Source organism: Mycobacterium simiae (assembly GCF_008370645.1).
Taxonomy (GTDB): domain Bacteria; phylum Actinomycetota; class Actinomycetes; order Mycobacteriales; family Mycobacteriaceae; genus Mycobacterium; species Mycobacterium simiae_A.
Window position 1 is genome coordinate 1 of the sequence record NZ_VTZN01000173.1, and the last position, 9,560, is coordinate 9,560.

At 63.0% G+C, this 9,560-nt stretch carries 9 protein-coding genes and 4 pseudogenes; 5 read left to right on the forward strand and 8 right to left on the reverse strand.

The features are described from left to right. Positions 1-36 precede the first annotated feature (36 nt). Positions 37-192: pseudogene (locus F0Q45_RS21190) on the reverse strand (MarR family transcriptional regulator); the annotation flags it as partial. Between the two features lie 109 nt (positions 193-301). Continuing rightward, positions 302-712, reverse strand: a complete 411-nt coding sequence (locus tag F0Q45_RS21195; RefSeq protein WP_149655809.1) for a cold-shock protein — start codon at positions 710-712, stop codon at positions 302-304. 130 nt (positions 713-842) lie between these two features. Between F0Q45_RS21195 and F0Q45_RS21200 the strand changes: the two are divergent. After that, positions 843-2,005 (forward strand): annotated as a pseudogene (locus F0Q45_RS21200) (AAA family ATPase). A gap of 8 nt (positions 2,006-2,013) precedes the next feature. On the opposite strand, the pseudogene F0Q45_RS29535 reads toward F0Q45_RS21200, so the two are convergent. Further along, a pseudogene (locus F0Q45_RS29535) lies at positions 2,014-2,500 on the reverse strand (hypothetical protein). 116 nt (positions 2,501-2,616) lie between these two features. Between F0Q45_RS29535 and F0Q45_RS21210 the strand changes: the two are divergent. Then, a pseudogene (locus tag F0Q45_RS21210) lies at positions 2,617-2,992 on the forward strand (NUDIX domain-containing protein); the annotation flags it as partial. Positions 2,993-3,050: 58 nt separating this feature from the next. Here the strand turns inward: F0Q45_RS21210 and F0Q45_RS21215 are convergent. Next, the gene (locus tag F0Q45_RS21215; RefSeq protein ID WP_149655810.1) at positions 3,051-3,659 is read right to left on the reverse strand and encodes a TetR/AcrR family transcriptional regulator; all 609 of its coding nucleotides are present in this window, start codon (positions 3,657-3,659) and stop codon (positions 3,051-3,053) included. Positions 3,660-3,787: 128 nt separating this feature from the next. Here F0Q45_RS21215 and F0Q45_RS21220 point away from each other — a divergent pair, with 128 nt between their 5' ends. After that, the gene (locus tag F0Q45_RS21220; protein WP_149655811.1) at positions 3,788-5,038 is read left to right on the forward strand and encodes a cytochrome P450; all 1,251 of its coding nucleotides are present in this window, start codon (positions 3,788-3,790) and stop codon (positions 5,036-5,038) included. Between the two features lie 29 nt (positions 5,039-5,067). Here the strand turns inward: F0Q45_RS21220 and F0Q45_RS21225 are convergent, their stop codons facing one another. Together F0Q45_RS21225 and F0Q45_RS21230 are read right to left on the reverse strand one after the other, a co-directional pair. Beyond that, positions 5,068-5,334 carry a YdeI/OmpD-associated family protein gene (locus F0Q45_RS21225; RefSeq protein ID WP_149655812.1) on the reverse strand — a complete coding sequence of 89 codons (267 nt, stop codon included), beginning with the start codon at positions 5,332-5,334 and terminating at the stop codon, positions 5,068-5,070. Between the two features lie 77 nt (positions 5,335-5,411). Beyond that, positions 5,412-6,587: a glycosyltransferase gene (locus F0Q45_RS21230; RefSeq protein ID WP_149655813.1), complete on the reverse strand. Its 1,176-nt coding sequence runs from the start codon at positions 6,585-6,587 to the stop codon at positions 5,412-5,414. Positions 6,588-6,711: 124 nt separating this feature from the next. Here F0Q45_RS21230 and F0Q45_RS21235 point away from each other — a divergent pair, with 124 nt between their 5' ends. Beyond that, positions 6,712-6,963: a site-2 protease family protein gene (locus tag F0Q45_RS21235; RefSeq protein ID WP_262491096.1), complete on the forward strand. Its 252-nt coding sequence runs from the start codon at positions 6,712-6,714 to the stop codon at positions 6,961-6,963. Here F0Q45_RS21235 and F0Q45_RS21240 read toward each other — a convergent pair. Both F0Q45_RS21240 and F0Q45_RS21245 read right to left on the reverse strand, forming a co-directional pair. Then, a complete protein-coding gene (locus F0Q45_RS21240; RefSeq protein WP_149655814.1) occupies positions 6,915-8,126 on the reverse strand; it encodes an acyl-CoA dehydrogenase family protein in 1,212 nt (403 codons plus the stop codon). The two genes, F0Q45_RS21235 and F0Q45_RS21240, sit on opposite strands and share 49 nt — an antisense overlap. Positions 8,127-8,385: 259 nt before the next feature. Then, complete coding sequence (locus F0Q45_RS21245; RefSeq protein WP_149655815.1) at positions 8,386-8,949, reverse strand: PadR family transcriptional regulator; 564 nt, start codon at positions 8,947-8,949, stop codon at positions 8,386-8,388. Between the two features lie 119 nt (positions 8,950-9,068). On the opposite strand from F0Q45_RS21245, the gene F0Q45_RS21250 reads away from it, so the two are divergent. Continuing rightward, the gene (locus F0Q45_RS21250; RefSeq protein ID WP_149655816.1) at positions 9,069-9,479 is read left to right on the forward strand and encodes a nuclear transport factor 2 family protein; all 411 of its coding nucleotides are present in this window, start codon (positions 9,069-9,071) and stop codon (positions 9,477-9,479) included. Positions 9,480-9,560: the final 81 nt, after the last annotated feature.

The window sequence follows — 9,560 nt, forward strand, 5'->3', positions numbered from 1 at the left end:
TTTGGTGCTGACCATGGGAGCTCCTCTACCGACGATTCAAGGCTGCAGAGCACCGGCCGCCAAGGCGGCTGAATTAATTCGGGTGAGTACCCGGTGCAGGTGATGCAGCTCGGCCAGGTCAACACCCAGCCGCGCGACCGAAGCAGGTGGAATCTCCAGTGCGCGCTCGCGCAACGCAACTCCGTAGTCGGTATTTTTGGCTGCGCCGTTCGCGGGTTGGGGCGCGTTCCTCGACCGACTACCGGTGTGTCGCGGGCGTTGACCGCCCGAAAGGCAGCAGGACGCTTCTGCTTTGAGCAGCCTACGATTCGACCCATCCGTGTTTTCGGGCGAGCGCCTCGAATTTCGTGCGCACCTGCTTGATCTGTTCACCGGTGATTGCGGGAGCAATATCGAGGAGAATCTCGGTGATCGTGCATTTAAACTCCTCGACCGAAAGCACGTCATAGTATTCGTCGGCGCCCAACCCCGTATCGTTGCTGCGGTCGTCGATGCCGGTAAGTGCGCCCTGGCCTGGCCGCACCGAGGTTGCGAACTTACCGCGAGGCCCGTCTTCGATTTCAAACGACACCTTTGCTCCTGGTCTGGCCAAGGATTTTTCCATTTCAAGATCGTTAGCATGTAGAAAAACATCATCGCCGCCGATATCCGGAGCAATAAACCCGTACCCGCGAATATCATCGAACCGAACAACTTTGCCCGTGACGCGCATCTACCCCGATCCTAAAGCTAAAAGATGCCAGAACGCCCTTCAGCCTACCGCGACGCGGCAATGGACTCGCAACATGTTCCTGTCGGGGTCGACAAGTACCCAAGGGCGCACATTGCATTAGCGTGACCAGGTGCTGGTTACGGTCGCGGTGGAGAACTACCGGTCGTTGCGGCAGCTGGTCGTCCCGTTGGGCCAGCTCAACCTGGTAACCGGTCACAACGGTAGTGGCAAGTCCAACCTCTATCGAGCGTTGCGTTTGCTGGCCGACTCGGCACGCAACGGCGCGGTGGCTGCGCTGGCCCGCGAGGGGGGGCTGAGCTCAACGATGTGGGCCGGGCCGGCGGTAATCGGCAAGTCAATACGCCGGGGGAGTCATCAGGTCCAGGGGACGGTGCGTACCGACTCGGTCAGCCTAAAACTTGGCTTTGCCGGTGACGATTTCGGCTATGCCATGGACCTCGGGCTACCCATTGCGACCCACACCGCGTTCGGACTCGATCCCGAAGTCAAGTCGGAGGCGCTATGGGTCGGGCCGGTGTGGCGCACCGCCACAGTCATAGCCCAACGTGCTGGACCCATTGTGCGAGTGCGCGACGGCGACGACGAATGGCACCGCATCACCGCTATACTGCGGCCGTTCGACTCGATGCTCAGTGAACTAGCCGATCCGGTCCGCGCACCAGAGCTGATCCAGATGCGTGAACGTATGCGTAGCTGGCGCTTCTACGATCACCTGCGCACCGACGCCGACGCGCCCGCACGGCAAACCCGAATTGGCACGCGGACCATAGTCTTGGGTCACGATGGCGCCGATTTGGCCGCGCGTTGCAAACGATTCGTGAGATCGGTGATGACGCCGCGCTCGACGAAGCCGTCGATCGCGCCTTCGAAGGCAGCCGCGTCGACATCCACAACGAGAGCGGTCGCTTCGAACTGGCTTTGCGTCAGCCTGGAATGCTACGGCCGCTCGGCGCTGCCGAGCTGTCTGACGGCACGCTACGCTACCTGCTTTGGACCGCGGCTCTGCTAACGCCGCGCCCACCGGAGCTGTTGGTACTCAATGAACCTGAGACTAGCTTGCACCCCGAGCTGTTGCCGGCCTTGGCGGCGCTGATCGCAACAGCCGCCGAACGCAGTCAGATCATCGTGGTTACCCATTCGGAAGCTCTTGTCGCGGCACTGCAAGAGGGCGCTGACGTGCACACCGTGCGCCTGATGAAAGAACTTGGTGAGACCCAGATTGCGGAACAGCGTCTACTCGACCAGCCGCCGTGGCACTGGCCGCCACGCTAGCGAGACAGCTAACGCTCGCCGCTTCGCTCGTGAATATCTCTGGCGCCCTTCATGTTGCGCAATCCGGTACAGTTCACACAGCCAATGCACCCGATACAGTCGGTGCAGCGGACGCATCCGATGCAGGCCACGCACCGGGCGCAGGCGATACAGGCCAGGCATGCGACGCATTCCCGGACAGCTATGCAAAAGACGCTCAACGCGCTAGCAATCACCCCGACGCTGCCCGCGGTTCCGGTTGAGCCGGCGACCGCGACGCTGCCGGCGGTGGCTACCGCGCCGGCGACCGCGACGCTGCCTGCGGTCGTCGACCGATCCCGCGACCGCGACACTGCCCGCGGTTGCAGCCGATCCGGCAACGGCGACGCTGCCCGCGCTCGCAACCGAGCCAGCGACCGCGACGCTGTTTTTGCTGGCTGGCGCTCGCGAACCCACTTTGGCGTCGCCGTCGACACCAACTGCTTTAACCCACGTAGAAAACACGTTTCTTATCATCGCAGCCGGCGCCGCGCCCACGGTACGGCCGTCGTGAACGTCGCGCCCCCGTACTTGCCCGCACGCCGGCCCTCAGTGGTGGTCGCTATGCGTCCCGCCAGGCCTATCGTCGAGGCGTGACCATCACGTACCACGAGGCGCTGCACAAGCAGATCCGTGCACAGTTGGCGGATCACGACCGTCGTGCCGTGACCGACCCGAGCAAGCGGTATGCGGCGGTCGCGGTGGTGCTTGTCGACTCGGAGGTCGGTGCAGACAGTGTGGATCCGGCGCCGGTGGACGAGTGGATTGCAGGGCGGCCAATGCCGGCGGAAGGACTCGACGGACGCATGATCGATGTGGGCGCTGCCCGGCGGCCGGGTGGATCCGGGCGAAACGGCGATCGACGCCGCGCTGCGAGAACTAGACGAAGAGGTCGGTATCAACTTATCGGATTCGGCTGTGCTGGGATTGCTCGACGACTACCCCACGCGGTCGGGATATGTCATCACCACGACCGGGTTGACCACCTCGAGCAGCCCGTCTTCGCCTGGCAGTAGGTGGCCCGCCGCTACAGCGTGGCCGCTGCCCCGCGGGCCGTGGCGGCCATGGTCGCGATGAGCCGGTTCTCGTCGGTATCGATATCGCCGTGCAACCAGCCGATGATCAGGTCGGTTGTTCCGGCGACCAACGCGCGTACGGCCAGCACCCGGTCGACGGACCGGCGCGGACGCCTGGTGAAGGCGATGGCATGAGCCGCCATGTGCTCGCTGAACTCTCGTACGGCGCGCTGTTGGCGCTCGCGCAGCCGCGGGAAGCCGGGACACTCCATGTACAGCCGGGCATCGGCGGGGTCACAGGCCAGGGTGTGCATGACGGCACGCAAGGTGCCCTCGACCCGGTCGGCACGCGGCATGGTGGTCAGCACTTCCTCCATCGTGGCCCACAACCGGCTGAACAGATCCTCGGCGCACGCGTCAAGCAGGTCCTCCTTGGTGGCGAACTCGTGGTAGAAGTACCGTTTGCTCAGACCGGCGCGCTGGCATACCACGTCAACGGTCAGAGGGGCCACACCGCCATCAGCGATGAGCCCCCGGGCGGCCTCCAACAAGCGTGCGCGTCGATCCTGTGAACGCTGTTCAGCGCTGAGCCCACCGTAGATCCGGCCTTCGACAGTCATGACCACATCTTGACCGATTCGTCGACGTAAGCCTAATCTCAAACGATTGCGTTCCACATTGAATAAGATGGCGGATGGGTTGATGCGCCAATCGATCTCCGACACCGACGAAGCCTTAGGAGACCGCAATGAGCACCCGGATCGCGCACGAGGCTGCGCGGGTCTTGGCCGACGCCTCGGCCTACACCGATGAAAAGCGGCTGCATGAGGCGTTAGCCCAGCTGCGCGCCCACGCCCCGGTATCGTGGGTGGAAGTCGAGGGCTATCAACCTTTCTGGGCAATCACCAAGCACGCCGACGTGATGCACATCGAGCGGCAGAACGACTTGTTCACCAACGACCCGCGCCCGCTGCTGATGATCACCGAACTCGAGAAGAAGTTGCGCGCGGATCGAGAGGCCGGCATCGGTCTGCGCACGCTGATCCACATGGACGATCCGCACCACCGCGACATGCGCAGGATCGGCGCGGACTGGTTCCGCCCATCAGCGTTGCGGGCCTTGAAGGCTCGCTGCGACGAGTTGGCCAAGATTTACGTCGACAAGATGGTGGAAGCTGGGCCGGAGTTGGACTTCGCCCAGGCGATCGCGGTCAACTATCCGCTGTACGTAATCCTGTCGCTGCTTGGCTTGCCGGAGTCGGACTTCCCGCGCATGCTTAAGCTCACCCAAGAGCTGTTCGGCAGTGACGACACCGAATTTCAGCGTGGCGCCAGCAGCCAGGACGTCCTGGCCACGCTGCTGGATTTCTTCAACTACTTCGCCGCGCTGACCGCATCGCGTCGCGAGCATCCGACTGAGGATCTGGCTTCGGCCATCGCCAACGCCACGATCAACGGGCAGCCGCTTTCGGATATGGACACCGCTTCCTACTACGTGATTGTGGCCAGCGCCGGTCACGACACCACCAGTGCGGCCATCGCCGGCGGTCTGCTAGCGCTGTTGGAAAACCCGGGTGAGCTGGCCCGGCTGCAACAGGACATCAACCTCATGGGCACTGCGGTGGAAGAGATGATCCGCTGGGTGGTGCCGGTCAAGGAATTCATGCGCACCGCTCAAGCCGACACCGAGGTGCGCGGTGTGCCGATCGCCAAAGGCGAATCGGTGCTGCTGTCCTACGTTTCGGCCAACCGGGACGAGGATATCTTCCGAGAGCCGTTCCGATTTGACGTGCGGCGTGACCCGAATAAGCATCTGTCCTTCGGCTACGGTGTGCACTTCTGCCTCGGTGCGTCGCTTGCACGTATGGAGATGCAGAGCTTCTTCTCCGAACTGATCCCGCGGGCCAAGTCCATCGAGCTGGCCGGTGATCCGCAGTTGATCGCCACGACGTTCGTCGGCGGCGTCAAGCACCTGCCGATTCGGTACTCGTTGCGGTGAGCCAGCCGCTTGAGCAGTGGTACGTCGTATTAATGTCCGGTGCGCTCGCGGTGCTTGCAGCCCGGCCAGCAGCAAGGCCGTCGGGCGCCCTCCTGCAGCTCTTCCTGCGTCCGGCGAATGCGGCGTCTTCGAGTCGCCTCTTGCTTGGCATCCTCGATCCAGCAGATGAACTCATTGCGCGCCAGCGGCGTGATGTCCTTCCAGGCAGCGAGGGCGCTTGTGTTGGCCATCAGCGACTCGTGCAGGTCTGCCGGCAGTTCATGCACTACCCCACCGGGCACGCGGTGGCCGCTCATGGAACTAGCCTAAGCCTCCGCAACTTCACGTCGACCCGCATCGAACAGTTCAGCGGGTCCGCTCGTGGGCCCAGGAATTAGGGTAGACGGTAATGTTCCAGGAAATCAGCTGCGCTAGTAACGCTTGCTGCGGGTGCGGTCATCTGGCCGGCTAGCTGACGAGCGCGAGCGACGCAGCCGGGAGTCAGGACCGACCGCAGGTCTGCGGTCAGCGTTTCCGCTGTGGTGACCGAAAAGGCCCTTCCAGAGCCGACTCCCAGTTGTTCGACTGCCCTCGCCCAGATCGGCTGGTCCAGCCAGAGCCACAGGATCACTGTGGGGATTCCGGCCCGCATGCCCGCGGCCGTGGTGCCAGCCCCGCCGTGATGAACGACCGCGCGGCAAGCTGGAAGGATGGCAGCATGGTTCACCGCGTCTACCACCTTCACCTGCTGTACCTCAGGAATGCAGCTGAAGTCGTTGGCGCCGCTGCAAATCAACGCTCGCTCGCCAAGTTGCGTACAGACCGCGCCGATCATCGCGACCGTGTCTGCTGGGGACGCAAGCGGCGTGCTGCCAAAGCCAAAGTAGATGGGCGGCGTTCCAGCGGCAATCCACGACAGGACCTGGTCGTCGGCGTCCGACGGTAGCCCCAGCGTCAACGCGCCGACAAAGGGCCGCCAGTCGTCTTCCTCCACCCAGTCGGCTGTCGGCCCCGGCAGACAGAGTTGGTCGTATGCTTGCAGCTCGAGAATTCGTTGCGGTTCGGCGTCCGCAGGCAATCCCAATGCGCTGCGTTGAGCGTCCTCAGCCGCCTGGGCTATCAGCGACGACATACCACCTGAAGCCCAAATCCGGGCGGGGAAGAAATGCAACGCGGCAACCGGGATTCCCTGATATTCGGCAACGTTGGCGGCCAGTCGTTGCTCGTTGAAGCCGGCAACCAGTAGATCGGCTCCAGCTGCCAGTGACGTCAGCGTTGCGCTCTTGTCCGCGTTAACCTGGCTGACGTGCTCAATAACGTTGTACAACAGACTGATCGGATGCTGAGGCTGCGCCGCAAGATCGCGGACCAAATCCATGGCCGGGTTCATCTGCTCGCGCGAATCCGGCCCGTAGGCCACCCCGGCCAAACCCGCCGACTCGACGAAACCCAGCATATTGGGCGGGACCGCCATGCGCACCTCGTGACCTCGCCGCAGCAACTCGCGAGCGACGGCGGCGCAGGGCTCCACGTCGCCGCGGCTTCCATAGCTTGCTACCACAATTTTCATCGGTAGCAACCTAACTCGCGATCATCCTCAATCGTCCTACGGGTAGCGGTCTATACCTCAGGCCTACCGGACGCATGTTTGAGGCCGAACCGGGGAAGTCCTGTGGCGAAAGCAATTGGGTGCAGTGGCCAGGCTGTCTGTGTTGAGCTACTTGGCGAGCATCAACGTCTTGCGGGCTGTCTTCAACTTGATTCCGGCGGCGCCAGTGGACGGCGGCCGCATCCTGCATGCCGTGGGCCCGGTGGCGTCGACATCACCGAGTCAAGACGATTGCAGTGAAACCGCGGCCGTCATCGATGACTGGTCCAACGGCGCGGTGTCGGCCGGCTATCGAATGGGCAGCCCAGTGATTGCCCGCGAAATCACTAGGCGCTGAATCTCACTGGTTCCTTCGAAGATGGTGAAGATCTTCGCGTCGCGGTGCATGCGCTCGACGGGGTAGTCGCGGGTATACCCGTTGCCGCCCAGAATCTGGATGGCCTCGTCGGTGACGTATACCGCAGTTTCGCTTGCCGCCAGCTTGGCCATCGAGCCCTCCGCCGAGTCGAAACTCTGGTTGTTGCGGGCCATCCAGCCCGCCCGCCACACCAGTAGGCGAGCGGCATCGATCCGGCTCTTCATGTCCGCCAACTTGAAGGCCACGGCCTGGAACTCACCGATCTTGCGGCCGAATTGCTCACGCTGGCAGGCATAATCGAGGGCGTATTCGTAGGCGGCCCGGGCTACGCCGACGGCCATCGCGCCGACCGTGGGCCGAGTCCGCTCGAACGTCTTCATGGCTGCCTGCCCGCCCACGGAGGCACCCGACTTCGCTCGCGCGACGCGGGATTCGAACTTCTCTCGGCCGCCGAGAATCAAGTCTTCGGACAGTCGCACATCGTCGAGCACCACCTCGGCGGTGTGTGAAGCGCGGATACCGTGCTTCTTGAACTTTTGACCCTGAGCCAGGCCCTTGGTCCCCGGCGGGATGATGAACGTGGCCTGGCCGCGGGTGCCCAATTCGGGGTAGATCGACGCCACCACGATATGCACGTTGGCGATACCGCCGTTCGTCGCCCAGGTCTTAGTGCCGTTGAGCACCCACTCGCCTGCCGCCTCGTCGTAGCGAGCACGAGTGCGGATGGCACCGACGTCCGAACCGGCGTCGGGTTCCGATGAGCAGAAGGCGCCCAGCTTGGGGTCGTCGGCGGTGCCGAACATCTCGGGCAGCCAGCGACCCAGCTGCTCGGGAGTTCCGTTGCCCGCCAACGCAGCTGCGGCCAACCCGGTACCCATAATCGAGAGTGCGATACCGGCGTCTCCCCAGAACATCTCCTCGAACGCAGCCAGCATGCCCAACCCGGTCGGCTCAGCTGCCTGCTGTCCGAAGAAATCGGGTGAATAGAGACCCACTTTGGCGGCCTCTTGGATGACGGGCCAGGGAGTTTCTTCTCGTTCGTCCCATTCGGACGCGGCCGGGCGAATCACTTCCGCCGCAAACTTGTGTACCCAATCGCGCACCTCGATCACGTCGTCGCTCAGTTGCAGTGAGAACGTCATAGGTCTTCTCCCGGGTAGCTGGGTTGTCGTCTAACGGTTTGTGTAGTGCGCGATGACGCTGGATCGTCGTCGATGTTGCCAGGTGCGAAAAGGGGCCTCGCCGAGCGTGAACGCACTGCGAAAAATCGTCGAGATTGTGGCAGCCAGTACACGCTCGGCGCGCGGATTAGAAGACGAAAAGATCGACGGTGTTGTTTCGGTGCGGCTCTGGCGGGCGTTGGTGACACGTCGTACGCTCCTGTCCGGTTAACGGCGTAAGTCAGGCTTGCGCCGGCAGGCGGTGTTCGATGATGGTCAGCGCCCGCTCGGCCCAGCGGATGTTCTCCTGCTCGAACGATATTCCACGCAGCAGCGTCAGGTAGGGGCCGATTCGTTCGGCGTGGGCTAGGAATTCCTCCTCGGTGCGGCCGTCGAGCAGTCGAGCCCGTAAGCGCTCGTAGCGCTCCAATTTTGCCGCTGCCCATTGCCGTCGCTCGATAATGAAATCGCGGACCGCGTCGGTGTCGCCGGCATCGCACGCCGCAACCTTGATCAGCAGTTCGTCGCGGATCACCGCAGGCTTCGGCGCTCTGACTATGAACTTTCGGATCGTTTCGCGGCCGGAAGCGGTGAGGGAATACACCCGCTTGTTGGGTCGGCGCTCTTGGTGAACAACGCGCGCCCGGATGAGGCCTTGCCCGGCTAGCTGTTCGAGCTCGCGATACAGCTGCTGCGGCGTGGCCATCCAAAAGTTCGCAACTGAGGCATCGAACTCTTTGGCGAGGTCGTATCCGGATGACTCGCCGTCGAGTAGGGCGGCCAACACCGCATCACGCAGCGACATCGGCAGAGTATACACCGCTACGATTAATCAATAAAGTGATTACTCTACTATGGACATACTGGCCGCCAGCCTCTAGCGTCAGTCACACCAGTCAATAAGTTGACGATGCGAGGTGCCTGATGCATCCGTTCCGCAAGGCGGTCGAGGAGCGCGACGAGGCGGCCATCCAGGCGATGCTGGCCGACAACGTCGTGTTCACCAGCCCGGTGGCGTTCAAGCCGTATGTCGGCAAGCCGATCACCGCGGCCATTATCCGAGGAGTAATGCGGATCTTCGAAGACTTTCGCTACGTCCGGGAAATCACCGACGACAGCGGCCGTGACCACGCATTGGTGTTCGAGACGCGCGTGGCCGGGAAGGCGATAACCGGTTGCGACTTCCTGCATTTCAACGACGAAGGTCTGATCGACGACTTCATGGTGATGGTGCGACCGCTTTCGGGTGCGACGGCGTTGTCCGAGGCGATGGGCGCCCAGTTCGATCGGATCCAGCAAGAGGCACTCGACCAAGCCGGTGCGCAGGGAGGCTGACCATGCGGATCGGACTGGCCATCAATTATGCGGGTGGCTTCAAGGAGGTGGCCGCTGAAGTAGCCGACCTGGAGCGCGCTG